Origin of the sequence: Neorhizobium sp. AL 9.2.2 (genome assembly GCF_013317225.1) — a bacterium.
Taxonomy (GTDB): Bacteria; Pseudomonadota; Alphaproteobacteria; order Rhizobiales; family Rhizobiaceae; genus Neorhizobium; species Neorhizobium soli.
This window is the reverse complement of record NZ_JAALXU010000003.1, coordinates 313,580-334,494: the sequence shown is the minus strand read 5'-3', so window position 1 is coordinate 334,494 and position 20,915 is coordinate 313,580. Positions and strand designations below refer to the sequence as shown.

Here is a 20,915-nt window from a genome sequence, read left to right as displayed (position 1 = left end):
CCGCGCTTGTTGCTAGCGATCAAACCGGTCGCGCAGAAAAAGCACGGCTTGCCTCGCCTCTTCGGACGAGATCGTGTGCCCGACCTGGGGATAGAGTTTCAAAGTAACGTCGTAACCCGCGCCCCGCAGCTGGCCGGCGGCGGCAACGGATGCCACGGACGGGATCGTCTGATCCGCCTCGCCATGCATCAGAAGAACCGGTATCTTCGAGGCCGAGGCCTTGGGCGGCAGCGGCAACAGGCCGGCAATACTGACGACTGCGCCGACCTTCCAGCGCCCGGAGGACACGGCATCCAGCGCCATGATTGCACCCTGAGACACGCCGACAAAGGCGACACTTTCCAGATCACTTTTGAAACCTTCGCGTTCGACGATGCCGGCCATCAGCTTGTCGAAAGCCTTTCTGGCACCTTCGATACGATCCGGCCGCAGCACCTGATCGTCGACCGCAAACCACTGACGACCGCCGGATCGATGCGCAAACGGCGCATCCGGCGCGACGAACCGTGTGTCCATCAGGATTGACTGCCAGGAATTGCCGATGGCCGCCATGACCGAACCGGAGCCTCTGATGCCGTGCAGGAAAATCACCAGACGACGCGGTTTCGTTTGAGAGGTTTTGATGGCAACTTCTCCTTTCGCCTGATCGACAAGAGGGACGCCCGCCTCGATCGGCCCTGCAACCGGTTTTGGCGCGCGCAGGTCAGCGCGCGTTCCCGAGGCATCCACGGCATGAGCCGGGCTGGACAGAAGCGTCATCAAGAAGATGGAAGCAGATGTGAACGGGACGGCGAAGTTCAGGCGCGGCATGGGTATTCCTGATTGATCCCCCCCGAAACCACAGCCATCCCAAATCGTTCCGGAAACCCGCGGCAACGATTGCCCCTCGGCGATTACACTTTCGTGTGCAGTCCGGCGGCGGTTCGGCCAGAGCCGGTGCGAACCGCGTCCCGCATCGCCTGAGGTGGCGTCAAAACAAGACGGGAAGCGATAGAGGGGGAGAATACCCAACCCCTAAAACGACAAAACCCGCCGTGGTGAACGACGGGTCTGATCAATGGTTTGGTAGCTCGCTTACTTCTTGGCAGGGCCGCCGCGGGGCGACGCCTTGCGGCCTTGGCTGTGCGCGCCGGTCGTCTTGGCATCATAGCCTTGGCCGTGATTTGTGCCACCGAGATGACCACCGCCGCTGGTATTTGCAATCTGTCGCTCAGCCTTCTTGAGAAGCAGCGCCGCATCGGTCTTTTTCATGATTGTCTTTCGGTATGTTTAGAATGAAAAAAGGCCGGGCAAAATTGCACCGACCTTCCTCATCGTCGCTTCATTCACCGGTGCCAGTACATCCGTGGTCAAAGGTAGGAAGCGAAAGCGGCAGTTGCGAACATCGAATAGCCCGACGCTCATCAGCAATGCCGATGCAGAGACCATGTCATGAGAATGTGTTCCTAAAAAGTTGGAGGCACAGTCTTTGCCGACACAGCCAAATGAGAGCGTTTCGTCTGTGTTTCGTACAACGCACAGCATCGGCCAAGTCTCAGCCAACAACGGCATTGACGCTAGTGACCCCGCGGACCATTTATCCTTGATGCCAAAACAAAAGACGACTGAGGGGCCGGAACTGTTTAAACAGTGGCCCCTGCCTCCCAAGGCAACGCTCGGTTCGGCGGTCCGCGCCAAGGGGATCCTGCTGGAGATCCGCGCGCGCCTGCCGATGGCGTCACGCAAGTTGCTGGATCTCGATGGAGGCAGCCTCGTGCTTGCCATGCCCGAGACGTCGAAGACCGAATTTCGTTTTGTGTCGGGCGTTGTCAGCCAAGCGCTCGTCGGCATCGAAAGCCTCGCCGTGATACCGCGCGAAATCCAGGATATCCTGACGATCTCCCCGACCGAGCGACTTCGTTGGCTCACCGATGGCCGCTTGCCGAGCGCCGGAACTCGCACCGTGCGGCTGGCGGGACGCGCGAAGAAGATCACCTTCCATGTCTTCGATCCCCGCCTCGTCGAAGAGCTGCTCGACGGTGGCACCGTCGACGAGTGGCGGGAGGACGACAAGGCGATGGCGGCGGAAAACAGACGGCGGGCCGCGCTCAAGACGAAGCTGACCCGCTCGCTGAAGACCGCCGCCAAACGCCAATCGACGGCTGGAAAAACGGCTGATGACAACGAGGGCGCGGGCCTGTCGGGCTGGGAAGAATTCGGGCGCGACGGGTTGCTCGGATAGTCCCACAGCCTTCGATCTCCCCGCGCACGGACGGCCGCTACGAGGTCCTCACAGATTCGTGTCCTGGAAAGACGGGTACACGGCTCCATTTACGCACGCTTGCACCACATCCGTCATGCATTGGGCCGGTATTGATCATCGCATTCCTGAAATTCGTTCACATCACCACGATTGCCATCTGGGCAGCCGGGTTGATCAGCCTGCCGGGCCTTTACGTGCAACGTGCCCATGTGAAGGATAAGGATGCGCTTTACCGTCTTCAGATGATCGTACGCTACGCCTATGTGGCGATCATTTCGCCCGCGGCTTTCGTGGCGGTGGCCAGCGGCACGGCTCTGATTTTTGGACAGCAGACGTTTGCTGGCTGGTTTTCGATCAAGCTGCTGTTCGTTGGCCTGCTTGCCATCTTGCATGTCCTGACCGGCCTGATCATCATCCGGCTTTTCAAGGAGGGGGAGACGTATCCCGTCTGGCGCTTTGTTGCGGCAACCATCGTCACCACCGCGGTCGTCGGAGCAATCGTTTTCGTCGCACTCGCCAAACCGTTTATCGGACTGGAATTGCCCGGCGAATTCATGCGCCCGGGCGGCCTGCGCACGCTTGCCGAGCGAATCAGTCCTTGGCCGATACCATGAGGCCGACACCATGATCGAAAATCAGCTTGCCGCCATGCCATCCAGCCATGCCCGTCATGATGCAGGTGAGCAGCGACACCAGGATTCCATGCGGCAACACGTCGCCGGCGTCAGTGACCCGCAGACCCCAGTTGAGGCCGGCGCAGGCGATCAGCGTCACCGCGGCGATCGCATGTGCCCAGCTGGCGACGCGGCCGCGAATGCCCGGCACCGACAAAAGCTCGATCGTGCCGACAGCACCGGCTGCGAGACCGAAGAAGAAGACGCCACCGGAACTCCAGAGACCGGCCCGCAGCCAGAACGGATCGGCGGACCACCAGAACAGCGCATCGACCGCAAGCGTTATGAAGGCAAGGGCGATCGGGAAGTGCACGCTCATCGCATGCAGCGGGTGCCCGGCGACGGCAATTGCCGAGCTGGCATCCTTGTCCCTGACATCGGCCACGACCGGGTTCGTCGTTTCTGTATCGTCTTTCATTACGTCCCTCCGTTCGCAGGGCAAATCCATCAGGTCCGCACTTGGTTCCGCGTCCTCGCGCTGGCTGCTGTTTCTGCAGCGCTCAGCAGTTGCACCGGCGACCTCTCGGCGCTCGACCCCGCCGGACCATCCGCGGGTTCGATTGCCCAGCTGTGGTGGGTGATGCTGTGGGGGTCTGTCGTCCTCTTTACACTCGTCGTCGGGCTCTTTGCCGCCACCCTGTTTCACCCGCGCTTTGGACGCGGCCTCTCCCAGAGCGGCTGGATTGTATGGGGCGGCCTCGTTCTTCCGCTGCCCGTCCTCACCGCACTGACCTTCTATGCGTTTTCTCAAGGCGAATTTCTGTTGAATGGCGGCAGCGACAAGACCGAGGACGTGCTGGAGGTCAGGGCTTTCGGCAGCATGTGGCAATGGCAGTTCTCCTACCCGTCCCTGCCGGGCAGCCGGACCGCAACCGACCTCCTGCATATCCCGGCGGGCAGAACCATCGAAATCATCGCCGAAAGCGAGGACGTCATTCACAGTTTCTGGGTTCCCCGCCTTGGGGGCAAGATTGATGCCGTTCCCGGCCATGCCAACCGGCTGCGCATCCGCGCCGACCAACCCGGACGATATGGCGGCGTCTGCTCGGAATATTGCGGCACCGGACATGCCGGCATGCGCTTCGAGGTACAGGCGCACACGGCTGACGATTTCGAAAAGGCAATCATTGGGGAAGTCACCCGATGAACGAACCCACGTCACCCGGCCACAATCCGATCGAGCTGCATCGCGCGCTGGACCGCTTATGGGCTGGAAAGCCCGGCTGGGGTCGTCTCGCTGCCGTCAACCACAATGTGGTTGGCGTCCGTTTCATGCTGACCGCTCTCGTGTTCTTTGCGATCGGCGGCATCCTGGCAATGTTGATCCGCACCCAGCTTGCCTCCGCCAACAGCGTGTTCATGGACGCCGAGACCTACGGTCAGGTGTTCACGATGCATGGCACCATCATGATGTTCCTGTTCGCGATCCCCTTCTTCGAGGGCATGGCGATCTACCTCTTGCCGAAACTGCTCGGCACCCGCGACCTCGCCTTTCCCCGTCTCGGGGCCTACGGCTACTGGTGCTACCTGTTCGGCGGCATGATCCTGATCGGCGCGCTGATCGGCGGCGTTGCGCCCTCCGGCGGCTGGTTCATGTACACGCCGCTATCTTCATCGGTCTATTCTCCCGGAATCAATTCCGACGTCTGGCTGCTCGGCATCACCTTCGTGGAGATCTCTGCCCTCTCCGCTGCCGTCGAGATCATCGTGACGATCGTGAAGATCCGCGCCGCCGGCATGTCGCTTGACCGGATGCCGATCTTCGCCTGGTACATGCTCGTGGTCGCAACCATGATGCTGGTCGGATTTCCGCCGCTGATCCTCGGATCGATCCTGCTCGAGGTGGAGCGCGCCTTCGACCTGCCGTTCTTCGACCCCACACGCGGCGGCGATCCGCTTTTGTGGCAGCATCTGTTCTGGCTGTTCGGTCACCCGGAAGTCTACATCATCTTTCTTCCCGCAGCCGGCGCGATCTCGACCATTCTCCCCGTGCTCTCGGGCACGCCGCTCGCGGGTTACCGGGTGATTGTCGCGGCCATCGTCTCGATGGCGTTTCTGTCCTTCGGCCTCTGGGTGCATCACATGTATACGGTCGGCATACCGCATGTAGCGCTCTCCTTTTTCTCGGCGGCGAGTGCGCTGGTCGCCGTGCCGACGGCGATCCAGATCTTCGCCTGGCTCGCCACCATGGCGCATGGACGCCCGCGCTTTTCCATTCCGATGCTGCATATTTTCGGGTTCTTCTTCGTCTTTGTCATCGGGGGCCTGACGGGGGTTATGCTGGCCATGGTGCCGTTCGACTGGCAGGCCCACGACACCCATTTCGTGGTTGCCCACCTGCATTACGTTCTCGTCGGCGGCTTTATCTTCCCGATGCTGGCCATGGCCTATTACTGGCTGCCGCATCTGACCGGAAAACAGCCCGTTCAACACCTGTCGAATGCGGCGTTCTGGATGATCTTCATCGGCTTTAACGTCACCTTCTTCTTCATGCATCTGACCGGTCTGCTCGGCATGCCGCGGCGTGTCTTTGAATATCCGACCGAGTTCGGATGGGAGACCCTGAATTTCATCTCGTCGATGGGAAGCTTCATCATGGCGATGGGGTTTGCGCTGGTGGCGCTCGACTTCATCCTTCTGTTCAAGTTCGGTCGGCCGTTCAGACGAAATCCGTGGAAGGCCGGGACGCTGGAATGGGCGATGCCGACACCCCCTCCGTCCTACAACTTCGCTTCCATTCCGAGGGTGAACAAACGCGCGGACCTGCTCGATCCCGATACGCTCGGCCCCTACCTTGCGTCTGGCCGCGGCTACCTCGGCATGCCGCGCAATGATCGCATGGAAGTGCTGGGCGTGGATCCGGTAACGGGAGAGCCGGACCAGGTGGTGATGCTGCCGCGCCAGACATACCTGCCGCTCTGGACTGCAATCGCCACGGGCGCGTTCTTCCTGGTGATGCTCTTCAAGCTCTATTGGGCAATACCGGTCGCGCTCATTGCCGTCATCGTATGTTTCTGGCTCTGGACACGCCGCGATCCGCTGCCCGTGGAAAACGATCTCGTTCCGATCGGCCACGGCCTGAGCGTGCCGGTTCACCTCCATGCGAGCACACCGCCATCCTATCTGGCGATGGTTCTCACGCTTGTCGCTGATGCGACGCTCTACATATCCCTGTTGTTCGGCTGCCTTTTCCTGTGGGTTTCCGCCCCCAACTGGCCGCCGGCCGGCTTTGTCGTCGACGTGAAGCTGTTGGCGCTCGCGGTCGGCGGGGTGATCATGAGCTGTGTCGGAGGTCGTCTGGCCGCACGTCGCAACGGGGCAGTGACGGTGGGCAGCGCGCTGGCGCTGCTCGGACACCTGATTTCGACCGGGCTGTTCCTCGCCATCGCGTTGCTGGTCCTTCCCGCCCCGTCAGGCCACGCCGCGATCGCCTCCGTGTTCGTGATCTTCATCTATGCCGCCCTGCACGGGACGATCGGCGCCGTGTTTGCAGCCCACGCTCTGTGGACGAGCCTTGGAAACAGGAAGGCTATTCTCTCCATCGATCTCAGGATTGGCAGGCTCTGGCATGACTATACGGCAGCAGCAGGCATCAGTGCCGCGGCATTCTATCTGGCGCTGCAAAGCCTGATCGGCGAGGGAGGCCTCTAGATGCGCCACCCGCTTCTGCTTGCTATCTCGGCGTTCGTGGTCTGGAGTGGTGCATTCCTGACGATCTACGCGGTTCAGGCGACCGGCTGCAGCCTGGACTGGCAGAGTGGCAACCTTGGAGCCTGGACATCGCCGCTCCGGCTGCTGTTGATAACGATGATGATCGCCAGCGTTGCGGCGGTTGTCGTCATCCTGCTGCGCCAGCTAAGATCACGCCTGAAGGCACCGGTTTCCGAGACGTCCAGCTTCATCAACGGCGTTGCGATCTACGTGTCGATCGCAGCCCTGTTCTCGACCGCCTTCTGCTTCACCGGCGTCGTCTGGCTGACACTGTGTTCAGCCTGACGCTATCCGGTCATCTGGCATTCAGATCGATGCCACGGTGGAAACAGTCTCGCCCATCTGGGCGGCGAGGAAATGCCTTGCGCGGCTGATCCGGCTCTTCACCGTACCGACGGCGACATTGCATTTATCAGCTGCAACGTCATAGGACTGGCCGTCCTCGATCACCAGCTTGTAGGCATCCCGGTACGTCTCCGGCATCGCCATCAGTGCCCGGTCGAACTCGCTCTTGCGGATTGCCCATTCCTGGGGCGAAGACGCTGCAGGCATGAGGTGCTCGAGATTTTCGGTTCCGATGCTCATGCGCTTTGCCCGCTGAAAGGCGGTATGATGGGTGTTGCGCATGATGGTGAACAACCATGATTTGAGGTTGGTCCCGGTGGCGAACGAAGGCAGCGCCGCGAGGCCCCGGAGCAAGGTTTCCTGGACAAGGTCGTCAGCATCGGTCGCGTTTCGATGGAAGCGCATCGCAAAGCGCCTCAGCGCTGGAATAAGTGCTACGACTTCGTGGTGCAATCTGAGATCGGCATCCATTCTCGTCTCCTCCTACTAGAGGTAACTCAAGTCGCAGTTGCGCTCATCGTTCCGTTCGATGACGCCCAATCCGGGAAGGGTACGTTAACGTACGTAGGTAGGTGACCGGATGCCGGTCTATGGCGCCCGAGACTGGCGCACCGGAACCAACGAGAGAACCGCCAGTTCCTACTCCATTCGAGCAACACCTGGAGCAACCATGTCCGAACTTACGCTGCACGACCTGTCGAAGAAGATGGCAAAGCTGGACTTTGCCATGCTGACCACCACGACATCATCAGGCAATCTCACTTCGCGGCCGATGAGCAACAACGGCGACGTCGAGTACGACGGCGACAGCTATTTCTTCGCCTACGAGCAGTCGAGAAAGATTGCGGAAATCCGCGCCGACAGCGCAGTCGGCCTTACCTATACGGGCGCAGTCGGCATGCTGGGTGGTTCGCCGCTCTTTGTCGGCGTTGAAGGCTCGGCAACGCTCATCACCGACAAAGCGACATTCAAGGATCACTGGACCAAGGACCTCAACCGGTATTTCCCGGAAGGGATCGACACTCCCGGTGTCGTGATGATCCGCGTGACGGCTAAGACGATCCGCTATTGGGACGGCAGCGACGAAGGCCAGATCTCGCTGTAAGCTGATCTGTCCTTACGTGGGATGGCATTCCGACTTGGGCCCGGTGTTTCCACCGGGCCCAAGTGCGTTTCGGGATAATGTTATCGGGCGACCCGTTACGCTGCACGCTTCGGCAGCCGCCAGTTGGGCCGCGGGAAGTGGCAGGTATAGCCATTGGGGATTCGCACCAGATAATCCTGATGCTCAGGCTCTGCCTCCCAGAATTCTGCCTCAGGCACGACTTCCGTCACGACCTTGCCCGGCCAGATACCGGACGCATTCACATCGGCGATCGTGTCAGCGGCAACATTCTTCTGTTCGTCACTGGTGAAGAAGATCGCGGAGCGATAGCTCGAGCCGACGTCGTTACCCTGCCGATTGCGGGTGCTTGGATCGTGGATCTGGAAGAAGAACTCCAGCAGGTCGCGGTAGGTCGTCTTGGTCGGATCGAAATTGATCTCGATCGCCTCCGCGTGGCCCTCGTGATTGCGATAGGTCGCGTTTGCAACACTTCCGCCCGTATATCCCACGCGTGTGGATTGGACACCGGGAAGCTTGCGGATCAGATCCTGCATTCCCCAAAAGCAGCCGCCTGCTAAAACCGCGCGTTCGGTTGTCATGATGTATCTCCTGTTCGTCCGTCTCGCCAATATATGGTGTCGCCTTCCGCATTTAACCAGACGGCTCGAACGACTGATCGCAGCACTTGTCGGTAAACGAGCAGAGCAGTGGAACTGTGCAACCCGCCGTCAGTTCGGGAACCTTGCAGGAGAAAACGCAATGTCTGATATCGACGACATCCACGGTGACAAATTCTCGGACACCTCGATCAGCGAGACAAGGGTTGGGCAATCGGTCGAAAGCCAGGCCCAGATCAGAGACGCGTCGGTGACGACCACGCCCGGCGAAACGCTCAACATCTACAGGCTCGAACCGACCGCCCGTAGCGACGATCCGCGGTGGCAGAATGCTCCCATGCAGGGCGCAGTCACGGTTGCCGCAAGGACTGCCGGCGATGCAAGGATTGTCGCGACCAGCCAGGAAGTTGACTTCCAGCAAGTTGACGCAGCGCCCGCCGAAGGCGTCAGCACCGACTTCGCCAGCGCGTTCCGGGATGAAAAGCTCTACACCGTCATTGAAATTGCGCGTGGCCGAACCGATCTCTCTCGCGGCGTCATCGACGCCGGTGGTGTGATCGAGACGATCAAGCCGCTTCAGGACTGAGACCCAAAACCTTTGCCGGGAGATTGCAATCATGGGCCTTTTTGACGCATTTCTGGGCCATGGATCGACAGTCGACCCGGCAGACCTCAACAAGCGCCTCGATGGCGTGCTGATCGATGGAGAACAGCCGCAACTCGCCTTCAAACTCATCCGCGATTTCTTCGTCTTCACCCAGTATCGCATCATTATGGTCGACATCCAGGGCATGACGGGAAGTAAGGTCGACTACATGTCTATTCCCTACCGGTCGATCACCCGGTTTTCGGTCGAGACTGCGGGAACGTTCGATCTGGATTCGGAGCTGAAAATCTGGGTATCGGGTAGCGACAGCCCGATTGCGAAAACGCTGAAAAAGGGCACCGATGTGCGCGGCATACAGCGCGCGCTCGCGACCGGCATCTTCCGTTAAAATCAAGGTATCAAAACGGCTGAATGCCCGGTGCCTCGCCGCATCCTCTTCATACTTACAAGAGAATGGCCTGCGGCAGATGCCGCAGGCCATTCGATTTGATTAGCCGTTCGGGCGTATCACGACCTTGACGCAGCCGTCCTGCTTGTCGCGGAACGTCTTGTAGGCCTCCGGACCTTCCTCAAGTCCGATGCGGTGCGTGATCAGGAATGACGGATCGATCTTGCCATCCTGGATCAGCTTCATCAGCGGCTCGAGATAACGCTGAACGTGGGTCTGACCGGTCTTGAGCGTCAGGCCCTTGCCCATGAAGGCGCCCAGCGACGTCGGAACGGCCGGACCGACAAACACGCCGGGAAGAGAGACCGTACCACCGGGCCGGCAGGCAAGGATGGCCTGGTTGAGCGCGTAAGGACGCTCGGTTGCCGACAGTTTGGTCTGAAGCGTTTCCATCACGCCACCGGCGCCATGGCTCTCAAGACCCACCGCCTCGATGACCGCATCCGGCCCAAGACCGTTCGTCATGTCGAGAATGCGCTGCTGCAGATCCTCATCCGCATAGTCAAGCGTCTCGGCACCGGACTGTTGAGCAAGCGCTAAGCGCTCCGGCACGGTGTCGATCGCAATCACGCGCTCTGCACCGAGCAAGAACGCCGACTTGATCGCAAACAGGCCGACTGGACCACAACCGAACACGGCAACCGTCTGGCCCTGCTTGATGTCGCAGTTTTCGGCCGCCATGTAGCCTGTCGGGAAGATGTCGGAGAGGAACAGGACCTGTTCATCGGTCAATCCATCCGGCACCACGATCGGCCCGACATCGGCATAGGGAATGCGCAGGTACTGGGCCTGGCCGCCCGGGATCTGGCCGTACATTTCCGAGAAGCCGAACAGGCCGGCCGTCGGATAACCGATCTGCTTGGCCTGCATCGCGCCGTTGGGGTTGGATCGTTCGCAAAGCGAGAACTGACCCCATTTGCACTGACGGCACTCGCCGCAGGAAATCGTGAACGGCACGACCACGCGGTCGCCAACCTTGAGCTTCGAGTTTCCGCGGCCGACTTCGACCACCTCACCCATCGTTTCATGGCCCATCACGTCGCCTGCGTGCATGCCGGGAACGAAACCACCATAAAGGTGAAGATCCGAGCCGCAGATGGCGCAGCTCGTGACCTTGATGATCGCATCACGGTCATGCTGAATGATTGGATCGTCTACTTCTTCGCAGCGGATATCACCGCTGCCGTGCCATGTAAGAGCTTTCACGTTCTAACCTCCGGTCGTGTTGCATTCGCGTTGGTGTTCATGCGCATGTTCATGTTCAAGGTTGCCCGCTGCCACCGGCAGCACCGTAGATCTGTCCCGTCGAGAAGCTTGCGCCGTTGTCGGCAAGCTGGACGTAGATCGACGCAAGCTCGGCAGGCTGACCCGGTCGGCCGAGCGGCGTATCGCCACCGAACTCGACCAGCTTTTCCATCGTCGCACCGCCCGACACCTGCAGCGGCGTCCAGACCGGGCCCGGCGCAACGCCGTTGACGCGGATGCCTTTCGGGCCGAGCTGCTTGGCCATCGACTTCGTGAAGCTCATGCCGGCCGCCTTGGTGATGGCATAGTCGACCAGGTTCTCGGACGGATCGTAGGCCTGTTCGGACGTCGTCTGGATGATCGACGATCCCGGCTGCAGATGCTTGAGCGCCGCCTTGGTCAGCCAGAACATCGCGTAGATGTTCGTCTTCATCGTCGCGTCGAAGGCTTCGGTGGTGATATCCGACAGCGACTGGGCCTGCTGCTGACGGCCCGCGTTGTTGACCAAAATGTCGAGACCACCCAGAGCCTTTGCGGCATCTTCGACGAGCTTCACGCAGAATGCCTCGTCGCGCAGATCGCCGGGAAGTGCGATGCCCTTGCGACCTTCCTTTTCGATCAGGGCGATGACTTCTTTGGCATCCGGCTCTTCATCGGGCAGATAGTTGATCGCGACATCGGCACCCTCGCGGGCATAGGCAATGGCAGCCGCACGGCCCATCCCGGAATCGCCGCCGGTGATCAGAGCTTTGCGACCAGCCAGCCGGCCAGACCCCTTGTAAGACGTCTCACCGTGATCCGGCTTCGGCGTCATCTTGCCGGCCAGTCCTGGAAATGGCTGGGTCTGCTTCTGAAACGGAGGCTGCGGGTACTTGGTCGTCGGGTCTTCCATACTGGATGCCTTTACAGTCGTATCTTGAGAAAATGCCGGCAACGCCGAAGCGGCGAGCGCCGCTGTGGTGGACGCAAGCATGTGTCGGCGGGAAAGAATGAGCGATGGGAATGTCGGCACGATAATGTTCCTGGATTATAACCCAAGAACTAAGGTGGACGGGGAGTGTTCCCACATTCGCCTGTCTATCTTCACGGGAGGCTTCGTTCAGCCACCAGACCAGGCGTAATCCATGCAAAGAATGCACCGGCCGCAGCTCTGCTGCCGGTGCAATATGTCAGTGGTTCAGCGGATACGGCTGAGAAGCTGTCCGGCGATCAGCGGAACGGCAGCCGTCCCCACGGGTCCAAGCCGCAACCGTTGTGCAAGCCGACCAAGAACGAAGGTTGCGGTGGCGGTTCCGATCAGCTTCACCCACGAATTTTCTGGGGTCTGGGAGGACGGCGATGCACGCCGGGTCTGGCCCTCGCCTTCGATCTCGGCAATCCGGTTGCGCAGATAGACGACTTCCCGACGCAGCCGCTCCATTTCGGCTTCGCTGCCGGACATGGCCCCGGCCGATGCGCCGCGATCGCCATAGGCGACGTCGTCCAACTCGTCGAGATGTTCATTTAGAAGAGCGGTGCTTTCGAACCCGCGTGCTTTGATATTGGTCATGGTTGTCCCTCAGATCGCGCTTGGAGCATAGATACGGTTGTCGACGTCGAACCGGTTCTGCTGAAGCCAGCCGTCGATATAGGCGGCGACCTCTTCCCAGCCGGGTTCGCCGCAGATGTAATGGCCACGGTTGGGGAACTCGCGGAAGTCGGTCACGCTGCCGGTATTCTCGTAGGCCTTGAAATTCTTCTCGTTGAGATCGGCGGGAATGATCTCATCCTTCTCGCCGGCAACCAGAAGCAAAGGTTCATGCGGACGGCTGAGATCGATCTTGCCGGACGAACCCATGCAGTCGCGCAGAACGTTGCGGCTGTCGTGGGTCGCCGTCTTCTCGAACTCGACAGCCGCCTGCTCTTCCGACAGCGTGTTGGCGAAGGAGCCATGGAACGTCTTTGCGTCCATGTAGACCGGCTCGTCGCCCTTCAGCGGATTGGTGATGATGGCGCTGTTCTTGATGAAGCCCCAGTCGAAATCGAGCATGGCATTCGGCGCAACCGACGAGATCGCCACTGCACCCGAGACGTGGCCATCCGCGAGCAGCTTCTGCGCGATCAGGCCGCCGACAGAGTGACCGATGACGACAGGCTTATCGAGGCCTGCGACCGCCGATTTGATGGATGCATAGATGGCATCGAGGCTCAGCTCACCGAGCCCGGCTGGCGGGTTGTCGCGCAATGCCTTCGGATCGCCATCGTGGAGAGGCCATGCCGGGGCGCTGCAGTCGTAGCCTTTGTCGCTGAAGTAGCGAACCCAGTTGTCCCAGCTTTTGGGATTTTGAAACATGCCATGCACGAAAACGATCTGCGTCATCTATAATCCTCTCTTTTCTGAGAGAGAGGAACCGAAAACCCGCGCCGTTGTTCCCACGCGCTGAAAGACTTGGGCAAGCAGATCGCAGATTGCTGAGTCCAGAGGTGTAAGGCCAGTCGTGCGACTGGCCTTATGCGATGTCGCCCCGGATGGGGTATGCCGGGATTACGCTCCGAACGCCCCGTCGATCGTGTGCATTGCCCCCGTGACGAACCCCGCCTCCGGGCCGGCGAGCCAGGCGACCATTCCGGCAACCTCTTCCGGACGACCGTGGCGCTTGATCGCCATGAAGCTGTGCATCAGGTCTTTCATCGGTCCGTTTTCCGGATTGGCATCCGTATCGATCGGCCCCGGCTGAACGACGTTGATGGTGATGCCGCGTGGCCCGAAATCGCGCGCCAGCCCGCGGGCCAGTCCCTGCAGGGCAGACTTGCTCACCGCATAGGAGGCCATGCCCGGAATGGGCATCCGGTCACCATTGACGGAACCGATGACGATGATCCGCCCGCCGTCCGGCATCTGACGCGCCGCTTCGACCGAGGCGTGATAGGGCGCATGGATATTGATCTGGAAAAGCCGGTCGATCGCGTCCGGATCCTGTTCAAGCGCATCGCCGAAGACAGCGATCCCGGCATTGACCACCAGCACGTCCAACGGGCCGCTTTCGCGCACCCGGGCAATCACGGCATCGCGGCTGGAGCTGTCGGTCTGAACAGCCGTAGTCTTGGTCTCTGCCGCCAGCTCATCCGCCGCCGCGCGAGAGCCGGCATAGGTGAAGGTCACGTTGGCACCGTCGTTTGCAAACCGCCGCACGATGGCGGCGCCGATACCCCGGCTACCGCCGAGAACCAGAACGGATTTTCCCTGAAAAGTCGTCATCTGAGATCCTTGAGAAATACAGTAATGTCTGCTACATAAATCATCAGGGTTCATCGTCAAGGTATTTTGTAATAATGACTACAGATATTCCGCGTACCCGCGGTCGCCCACGTCGTTTTGATGCCGACCAAGGTGTGGAGATTGCGCAAAAACTGTTCCATGCCCGCGGCTATGATGCCGTGGGCGTTGCCGATGTCGCGCAAGCGCTCGGCATCAATCCGCCCAGCTTCTATGCCGCCTTCGGCAACAAGGCCGGGCTCTACGCGCGCGTTCTCGATCGCTACTCGCTCACGGCGGCAGTTCCGCTTGCTGATATCCTGAGGCCCGACCGTCCGGTTGCGGAATGCCTTGCGGCCGTGCTGGAAGATGCCTGCCGGCGCTATGCAGCCGACCCCGCGGCCGCGGGCTGTCTTGTCCTGGAGGGAACCCATTGCGATGATCCGGAGGCACGCGCGGCGACCCGTGCATTGCAGGCAGCGGCGGAGGATGTGATCCGCGGCTTTATCGGAGCCCGTCATCCGGAAAAGGCGGAAAGTTTGACGGATTTCGTCTCGACCACGATGACCGGCCTCTCGGCCAAGGCCCGCAGCGGATTGGAACTGGACCGCCTCATGGCCATTGCTCGCCTTGCCGGACGGATCCTGGCGCAAGAGCTTGCGGATTGATCATCGCCGCTGCGGTCGGGCCTGCAGCGACGGAACGCGATTGCTGCGCACCCATCGGGTGGCACGCAGCAATCAACTCAAATGTTCTACGTCGCGCGATCAAGCGCCGGTGACGCGCCAGATGACATCGCCCACATCGTCCGCCATCAGCACGGCACCGTCGGCGGCGAGAGCCACTCCGACCGGACGGCCGAAGGAGTGCTTTTCGTCCTTGGACAGGAAGTCGGTGAGGATTTCGCGCGGCATTCCCACGGGCTTGCCGTTCTCAAAAGCGACGAAGGCGAGCTTGTAGCCGGAAAGCTTGGAGCGGTTCCACGACCCGTGCTGGCCGATGGCCATCCCCGCCGGAAAGCCCGGCAGCGTGCCCGCAGGCAACCAGCAGAGCCCGAGCGACGCCGTATGACCGCCCAGCGCATAATCGGGCTGCTGCGCGGATGCCACCTTGGCGGCATCCTGCGGAACCCGGTCGTCCACGACCCGGTTCCAGTAGCAGTAGGGCCAGCCGTAGAACCCGCCGTCGCGAACCGATGTCAGATAATCCGGCGGCGTTTCATCGCCCAGCCCGTCACGTTCGTTCACAACCGTCCACAGCATGCCGCCTTCGGGCTCGAAGGCCATGCCGACGGGATTGCGAAGACCGCCGGCAAAGATGCGCGACTGGCCCGTCTGAAGGTCGTATTCGTGAATGCAGGCGCGGTTTTCTTCAACGCCCATGCCTTCGTCGGCAATATTGCTGAGCGATCCCACAGCGACATAAAGCTTGGTGCCGTCCTTGCTGACGATCAGGTTGCGCGTCCAGTGTCCGCCGGGAACCAGATCCATCAGCTTCTTCGGCTGCGCGGTAATCTTCGTCGCGCCCGCTTCGTAGGGATAGGCCAGAAGCGCGTCGCTTGCTCCCACATAGAGCGTGTCGCCGACAAGCGCGATGCCATAGGGCTGGCGTACGTTTTCGATATAGGCGAAACTTTGCTCGGCCACGCCGTCGCCATCGGCGTCGCGCAGCAGCGTCACGCGGTTGGGGCTGTCGCCGGAAGCACGCGCCCGCTGCATTGTCGCCGACATGGCATGGTCGAACAGGCTGCGCGGATTGCCCCGCTCGCCCATCGATTCTGCCACAAGCACATCGCCATTCGGCAGAACATGCATGTTGCGCGGATGCACAAGCCCGCGCGCAAAGGCGTTGACCTTGAGGCCCGCCGCAGCCGTCGGCTTGTGATCGCCCTCCCAGCCCTTGGCTGTCGGCATCTTCAAGGTCGGGATCTTGCCCTGCGGCTTTGCGGCTGGAATAGCCGGCGTCGTGCCGAACACCGGCTGTCGCGGGCCATCCCCCGAATGACGAATGAGAACGGCGCCCTGGCCGATAAAGGCGACGACGCGGGCAAACAGAGAAGGCTCAGTCATGGGGGAACTCTGGCATTGAGGAATTCGAAGAGCCCGAACGCTAAAGCCTTTATGCAAAAGACACTAGAGGGCAGAAGCACAATTTATCAGAGCATCCACCGCGGCTCGGGTTGCCGCCCGGTGACCCTTCGGCCATCGGATACGGCCCATTCCTGCCTATGGCTGAAGACCGGCGCAGCGTGCCGTGTTGCGGATATGCGTTTCCATTTCGCTCTTCGCCAAAGAAGCATCATTCGATCTCAGGGCCGCAATGATGCGCCGGTGCTCGGCGATCGACTGCCGCATCCGTTCGGGATCGGTCATCGGGATCGGCTGCCGCTGGGTCTCGGTGACCTGGTCGCGCACCGTCTGATAGAGGGCCTTGAGCATCGTGTTTGCGCAGGCCGAAACGATCGTGCCGTGGAAATCGAGATCCGCCTCGACGTTTGCAAGCAGGTCCTGGCGCGCCCAGCAATCCTCCATCGTCTGCGTCGCCATTTCCATCTTCTCGAGCTGTGCCTGCGACAGGCGTCCAGCCGACAGCCGCGCGATCTCGCCTTCCAGAAGGATGCGGGTCTGGAACACGTCGAACACCGAATAGCTGTCCGAGTAACGCCAGGGCGCCATGTGGCCGGACTGGCTGATGCCTCCGTCAGAGACCGAGTTCGAGCCCGCAGTCACGAACGTGCCGCGTCCGGCTTCAGTCTTCAGCAATCCTAGCGTTTCCAAGGTCAGCAGCGCCTCGCGCAGCGATGCCCGGCTGATCCCGAATTTCTGCGAAAACTCCCGCTGCGACGGGATCTTCTCCCCGGTCTTCAACTGGCCGGCCTGGATCATCGTCTGGATTTCGCGGGCCACCGACTGCGGAACGAGCGTTTTGTTGAGCATGCGAACCTATTCCAGTTGGGCCCCTGTGGCGCGTCAGATATATTTTTCCCCGAGCTATCTTGCAAAGCCCAAAGTGCCGTGCTTGTTTGGTCGGACTGGTCTGACCAGTTAGACCAACATAGATTGCGTCTCATCATAAAAACAAGGGGTTCTCTCAATGCTACACGCGTCACGCATCAAAACCACAGTTCTCGCCGGCCTGTTTACAGCGCTCGGCGCAATCGGCGTTCATGCCGCCGATCTTACCGTCGGCGCCAATATCGGCAATGTGCCGTGGGAATTCGAAGACGCCAGCGGCAAGGTGACCGGTTTCGAGATCGATCTCGTCAACGAAATCGCCAAGCGCCTCGGCAAGACCGTCGAATTCGTCAACACGCCGTTCAACGGCCTGTTCCCGGCGGTACAGTCGGGCCGCATCAACATGGCGGTGTCGTCGATCACCATCACCGAAAAGCGCCTGCAGTCTGTGTCCTTCGCCCAACCCTATTACGACAGCGACCAGTCGCTGACCGTCACGGCCGCTTCCGGCATCACCGGCCTCAAGGGCATGAGCGGCAAGGTCGTCGGCGTCGATACGGGCTCGACCGGCGACATGTGGGCAGACAGCCACAAGGGCGAATACAAGCTCGGCGAAATCCGCCGCTTCGAAGGCCTGCAGCCGGCCATGCTCGATCTCGTTGCCGGCCGCGTCGATGGCTACATCTCCGACATCCCGGCCCTGCTCTACTACGCCAAGGACAAGCCGGAACTGAAGGTCGTCGAGCGCATCCCGACCGGCGAGAAATACTCGATCATGTTCAACAAGGGCGATCCGCTGGCAACCGAAGTCAATGCCGTCATCACCACACTGAAGGGCGAAGGCTTTATCGCCAAGCTCCACCAGACATGGTTCGGTGCAAAGGCCGAAGACACGACCTCGACCGTCGCCGTCCTCGACATGCCGAAGGCCAAGTAAGGCTCACCAGAGCAAGCTTGAATTGCATCCGGCGGAGCGCCAAACGCTCCGTCGGCTTGCCAAGGGAGCCGATCCGGCATGAACCTTCTCAATACATTCTTCAACATACCGGTCTTCCTGAACAGTCTGCCGCAGCTGCTCTGGGGCTTGGTCGTGACGCTGCAGATCGGCATTACCAGCATTCTGGTCGGCCTTGCAGGCGGACTGTTTCTGGCGGTGGCAAGGCTCTATGCGCCGTCATTCTTTCAGGTCCTGATCCGCATCTATATCGACATCTTCCGCTCGATACCGCTGCTGGTGCTGCTGATTGTCGTCTACTACGCCCTCCCCTTCGTCGGCATCCGCCTGTCGCCGTTCCTGTCGGCCGTAACCGCGCTGTCGCTCGTCTCCGCCGCCTATACCGCCGAGATCTTTCGCGCCGGCATCGAGGCCATTCCGAGCGGACAGTTCGAGGCATCATCAGCCCTTGGCCTGTCGGGCCGCAGCACGATGATGGATATCATCCTGCCGCAGGCGATCCGCATCGTCATTCCGCCGCTCACCAACAATTGCATCAACGTCATGAAGGACACGGCGCTTGCCTCCGTCGTCGCCATGCCGGATCTTCTCAAGCAGGCAACCCAGGCGCAGGCGCTCAACGCCAACCCGACGCCGCTGATCGGGGCCGCTCTCATCTATATCGCGCTGCTCTGGCCTATGGTGGCCGTCGTTGCGCGTCTCGAAAAGCATTACAGCCGGGGGAAACGCTGATGGCGAAGACAACCGGCCCCTTGATCTCGATTCGCCGCCTGAACAAGGCCTATGGCACATTCACCGTTCTGCACGATATCGATCTCGATGTGGCCGAAGGCGAAGTGGTCTGCATCATCGGCCCCTCCGGCTCCGGCAAATCGACGCTGATCCGCTGCATCAACCACCTCGAAGCCTTCTCGCCGGACAGCACCATCACCGTTGACGGCACCCGCGTCGCACCGGGACCGGCGCTTGCGAAAGTCCGCGCCGAAGTCGGCATGGTGTTTCAGTCGTTCAATCTCTTCCCGCATATGACGGTGCTGAGAAACGTCATGCTGGCACCGATGCGCGTCAGGAAGGCATCGCCAGAAGACGCCGAGCGCAAAGCCCGCGAACTACTGGCGCGGGTCGGCATTTCTGAACAGGCGGAAAAGTTCCCCGGCCAGCTCTCCGGCGGCCAGCAGCAACGCGTGGCAATAGCCCGGGCGCTCGCCATGGAACCCGGCGTGCTGCTGTTCGACGAGCCGACCTCCTCGCTCGATCCCGAAATGGTCGGCGAAGTGCTGGACGTGATGCGCAAGCTCGCCGGCACCGGCGTCACCATGATCATCGTCACCCATGAGATGGGCTTTGCCCGCCAGGTCGCCGACCGGGTGATCTTCATGGATGCGGGACGGCTTGTCGAGGCGGGCACGCCGGCCGAGATCTTCGACAATCCTAGGGAAGAACGGACACGCAGCTTCTTGCGCGCCGTACTCAATCATTGAAGAACAACAAACGCAGGACTACAGGGATGAACACCAAATCTCCACTCGATCTCGATTACGTGCGCAGCCAGTTCCCCGGCCTCGCCCGCGGCTGGACGCTGTTCGACAACGCCGGAGGGTCGCAGATCCTTAAAGGTGCCGTTGAGCGCATCAACACGTTCCTGATCGAGAAGAACGTCCAGATCGGCGGCTCCTACGCGGTATCGCAGGCGGCAGCCGCAGCGCTCTATGAGTCGCGCACCGCGGCCATGAACCTGGTCAACGCCTCGCGTCCGGAAGAAATCGTCTTCGGCGCTTCCACCACTCAGCTGCTGCAGAACCTTGCCCGTGCCATGCAGAGCCAGCTTTCGCCCGGCGACGAGATCATCGTCACGGTCAGCGATCACGAATCCAATATCGGCCCCTGGGACCGGCTGCAGGAGCGCGGCATCACACTCAAGTTCTGGCCGCTCAACAAGGATACGCTGACGCTCGATCTCGCCGACCTTGCGCCGCTGATGAGCGATCGCACCAAGCTGGTCTGTGTCACGCACGTGTCGAACATCCTCGGATCGATCAACCCGATCAGAGAGATCGCCGATTTCGTGCATGCCCGTGGCGCAAAGATCTGCGTCGATGCCGTGGCCTATGCCCCGCACCGCGCCGTCGACGTGCAGGCGCTGGATGTCGATTACTACGTCTTCAGCCTCTACAAGACCTATGGTCCGCACTACGCGCTGATGTATGGCAAATACGATCTGCTGGCCGAGCTCGACACGCTCTACCATTACTTTTACGGCAAGGACAAAGTGCCGGGCAAGCTGGAGCCGGGCAACCCGAACTACGAGCTTGCCTATTCCACCTGCGGCATCGTCGATTACCTGACGACGCTCGGCGAACAGGCCGGCGAGACCGGCACCGTGCGCCAGAAGATCGAAGCGGCCTTCGCAGCGATCACCGCCCAGGAAAACCTGCTGGTGGAACGCCTTCTCGCTTACTTGCGCTCGCGCAACGACTGCCGCATCGTCGGCCAGACGACAAACAACGGTAGCACGAGGGTCCCGACGATCGCGTTCCGCTTCGATGGCCGCGACGCCGGCGAAGTCTGCAAGGCAATGGACAGCGAGAAGATCGCCATCCGCTTCGGCGATTTCCACTCGCGCCGGCTTGCCGAATACCTTGAGCTGACCGACCACGGCGGCATGGTTCGCGTGTCGATGGTCCATTACAACACGCTGGACGAGATCGATCGCTTTACCGCAGCACTCGATCGGATCCTCGCAACCGACGCCGGTCGCGCGGCCGCCGCCGCTTGAA

The 20,915-nt window shown here is 60.9% G+C and carries 25 protein-coding genes; 13 read left to right on the top strand and 12 right to left on the bottom strand.

All coding sequences use genetic code 11. From position 1 onward, the window contains the following. Positions 1-12 precede the first annotated feature (12 nt). A complete protein-coding gene (locus G6K99_RS08290; protein WP_244631413.1) occupies positions 13-810 on the bottom strand; it encodes an alpha/beta hydrolase in 798 nt (265 codons plus the stop codon). A gap of 264 nt (positions 811-1,074) precedes the next feature. Next, entirely contained in the window at positions 1,075-1,251 is a 177-nt protein-coding gene (locus G6K99_RS08285) for a hypothetical protein (protein WP_174196266.1), read from the bottom strand. A gap of 334 nt (positions 1,252-1,585) precedes the next feature. Here G6K99_RS08285 and G6K99_RS08280 point away from each other — a divergent pair, with 334 nt between their 5' ends. Further along, positions 1,586-2,221, top strand: a complete 636-nt coding sequence (locus tag G6K99_RS08280) for a hypothetical protein (RefSeq protein WP_174196265.1) — start codon at positions 1,586-1,588, stop codon at positions 2,219-2,221. A 131-nt stretch (positions 2,222-2,352) separates the two neighbouring features. Further along, entirely contained in the window at positions 2,353-2,856 is a 504-nt protein-coding gene (locus tag G6K99_RS08275; protein WP_180215467.1) for a CopD family protein, read from the top strand. Here G6K99_RS08275 and G6K99_RS08270 read toward each other — a convergent pair. Then, complete coding sequence (locus G6K99_RS08270; protein WP_174196264.1) at positions 2,834-3,334, bottom strand: DUF2231 domain-containing protein; 501 nt, start codon at positions 3,332-3,334, stop codon at positions 2,834-2,836. The two genes, G6K99_RS08275 and G6K99_RS08270, sit on opposite strands and share 23 nt — an antisense overlap. Between G6K99_RS08270 and coxB the strand changes: the two genes are divergently transcribed. Genes coxB through G6K99_RS08255 form a run of 3 tightly spaced genes read left to right on the top strand, consistent with a single transcriptional unit; the run spans position 3,323 to position 6,912 of the window. Further along, positions 3,323-4,063: a cytochrome c oxidase subunit II gene (coxB, locus tag G6K99_RS08265; protein ID WP_371816179.1), complete on the top strand. Its 741-nt coding sequence runs from the start codon at positions 3,323-3,325 to the stop codon at positions 4,061-4,063. The genes G6K99_RS08270 and coxB overlap by 12 nt on opposite strands. Next, complete coding sequence (ctaD, locus tag G6K99_RS08260; RefSeq protein WP_174196262.1) at positions 4,060-6,567, top strand: cytochrome c oxidase subunit I; 2,508 nt, start codon at positions 4,060-4,062, stop codon at positions 6,565-6,567. Before coxB ends, ctaD begins: the two co-directional genes overlap by 4 nt. Next, positions 6,568-6,912: a hypothetical protein gene (locus G6K99_RS08255; RefSeq protein WP_174196261.1), complete on the top strand. Its 345-nt coding sequence runs from the start codon at positions 6,568-6,570 to the stop codon at positions 6,910-6,912. It abuts the gene before it with no gap. A 21-nt stretch (positions 6,913-6,933) separates the two neighbouring features. On the opposite strand, the gene G6K99_RS08250 is transcribed toward G6K99_RS08255, so the two are convergent. Then, complete coding sequence (locus G6K99_RS08250; RefSeq protein WP_062460596.1) at positions 6,934-7,443, bottom strand: sigma-70 family RNA polymerase sigma factor; 510 nt, start codon at positions 7,441-7,443, stop codon at positions 6,934-6,936. A 199-nt stretch (positions 7,444-7,642) separates the two neighbouring features. Between G6K99_RS08250 and G6K99_RS08245 the strand changes: the two genes are divergently transcribed. After that, positions 7,643-8,077 carry a pyridoxamine 5'-phosphate oxidase family protein gene (locus G6K99_RS08245; RefSeq protein ID WP_174196260.1) on the top strand — a complete coding sequence of 145 codons (435 nt, stop codon included), beginning with the start codon at positions 7,643-7,645 and terminating at the stop codon, positions 8,075-8,077. Between the two features lie 95 nt (positions 8,078-8,172). On the opposite strand, the gene msrA is transcribed toward G6K99_RS08245, so the two are convergent. After that, positions 8,173-8,676 carry a peptide-methionine (S)-S-oxide reductase MsrA gene (gene msrA / locus G6K99_RS08240; protein WP_174196259.1) on the bottom strand — a complete coding sequence of 168 codons (504 nt, stop codon included), beginning with the start codon at positions 8,674-8,676 and terminating at the stop codon, positions 8,173-8,175. Between the two features lie 160 nt (positions 8,677-8,836). Between msrA and G6K99_RS08235 the strand changes: the two genes are divergently transcribed. Further along, a complete protein-coding gene (locus G6K99_RS08235; protein ID WP_113165507.1) occupies positions 8,837-9,280 on the top strand; it encodes a hypothetical protein in 444 nt (147 codons plus the stop codon). Positions 9,281-9,311: 31 nt separating this feature from the next. Further along, positions 9,312-9,689, top strand: coding sequence for a PH domain-containing protein (locus tag G6K99_RS08230; protein WP_174196258.1), 378 nt, complete (start codon positions 9,312-9,314; stop codon positions 9,687-9,689). A 102-nt stretch (positions 9,690-9,791) separates the two neighbouring features. On the opposite strand, the gene G6K99_RS08225 is transcribed toward G6K99_RS08230, so the two are convergent. From G6K99_RS08225 to bdcA, 5 genes are all read right to left on the bottom strand, one after another. Continuing rightward, positions 9,792-10,955 carry a zinc-dependent alcohol dehydrogenase gene (locus G6K99_RS08225; protein WP_062460610.1) on the bottom strand — a complete coding sequence of 388 codons (1,164 nt, stop codon included), beginning with the start codon at positions 10,953-10,955 and terminating at the stop codon, positions 9,792-9,794. Between the two features lie 55 nt (positions 10,956-11,010). Continuing rightward, complete coding sequence (locus G6K99_RS08220) at positions 11,011-11,967, bottom strand: SDR family oxidoreductase (RefSeq protein ID WP_082476460.1); 957 nt, start codon at positions 11,965-11,967, stop codon at positions 11,011-11,013. Positions 11,968-12,171: 204 nt separating this feature from the next. Next, a complete protein-coding gene (locus G6K99_RS08215; RefSeq protein WP_092659955.1) occupies positions 12,172-12,543 on the bottom strand; it encodes a hypothetical protein in 372 nt (123 codons plus the stop codon). A 9-nt stretch (positions 12,544-12,552) separates the two neighbouring features. Continuing rightward, positions 12,553-13,353: an alpha/beta hydrolase gene (locus tag G6K99_RS08210; protein ID WP_062460619.1), complete on the bottom strand. Its 801-nt coding sequence runs from the start codon at positions 13,351-13,353 to the stop codon at positions 12,553-12,555. Positions 13,354-13,518: 165 nt separating this feature from the next. Further along, positions 13,519-14,232 carry an SDR family oxidoreductase gene (gene bdcA, locus G6K99_RS08205; RefSeq protein ID WP_062460623.1) on the bottom strand — a complete coding sequence of 238 codons (714 nt, stop codon included), beginning with the start codon at positions 14,230-14,232 and terminating at the stop codon, positions 13,519-13,521. Positions 14,233-14,306: 74 nt separating this feature from the next. Between bdcA and G6K99_RS08200 the strand changes: the two genes are divergently transcribed. Continuing rightward, a complete protein-coding gene (locus G6K99_RS08200) occupies positions 14,307-14,897 on the top strand; it encodes a TetR/AcrR family transcriptional regulator (protein WP_174196257.1) in 591 nt (196 codons plus the stop codon). Between the two features lie 99 nt (positions 14,898-14,996). Here G6K99_RS08200 and G6K99_RS08195 read toward each other — a convergent pair whose 3' ends face one another. Together G6K99_RS08195 and G6K99_RS08190 are read right to left on the bottom strand one after the other, a co-directional pair. Then, entirely contained in the window at positions 14,997-16,298 is a 1,302-nt protein-coding gene (locus G6K99_RS08195) for a sorbosone dehydrogenase family protein (RefSeq protein ID WP_174196256.1), read from the bottom strand. Positions 16,299-16,454: 156 nt separating this feature from the next. Further along, on the bottom strand, positions 16,455-17,165 hold the full coding sequence (locus tag G6K99_RS08190; protein WP_174196255.1) for a FadR/GntR family transcriptional regulator: 711 nt from the start codon (positions 17,163-17,165) through the stop codon (positions 16,455-16,457). A 157-nt stretch (positions 17,166-17,322) separates the two neighbouring features. Here G6K99_RS08190 and G6K99_RS08185 point away from each other — a divergent pair, with 157 nt between their 5' ends. From G6K99_RS08185 to G6K99_RS08170, 4 genes are all read left to right on the top strand, one after another. After that, positions 17,323-18,120 (top strand): transporter substrate-binding domain-containing protein, encoded by a 798-nt coding sequence (locus G6K99_RS08185; RefSeq protein ID WP_062582473.1) that lies wholly within the window; start codon positions 17,323-17,325, stop codon positions 18,118-18,120. A gap of 78 nt (positions 18,121-18,198) precedes the next feature. Then, entirely contained in the window at positions 18,199-18,870 is a 672-nt protein-coding gene (locus tag G6K99_RS08180; RefSeq protein ID WP_174196254.1) for an amino acid ABC transporter permease, read from the top strand. Next, a complete protein-coding gene (locus G6K99_RS08175) occupies positions 18,870-19,619 on the top strand; it encodes an amino acid ABC transporter ATP-binding protein (RefSeq protein WP_062460642.1) in 750 nt (249 codons plus the stop codon). The genes G6K99_RS08180 and G6K99_RS08175 overlap by 1 nt, the downstream gene beginning before the upstream one ends. A 26-nt stretch (positions 19,620-19,645) precedes the next feature. Further along, positions 19,646-20,914: a cysteine desulfurase-like protein gene (locus G6K99_RS08170; RefSeq protein WP_174196253.1), complete on the top strand. Its 1,269-nt coding sequence runs from the start codon at positions 19,646-19,648 to the stop codon at positions 20,912-20,914. The last annotated feature ends 1 nt before the right edge of the window (position 20,915 follow it).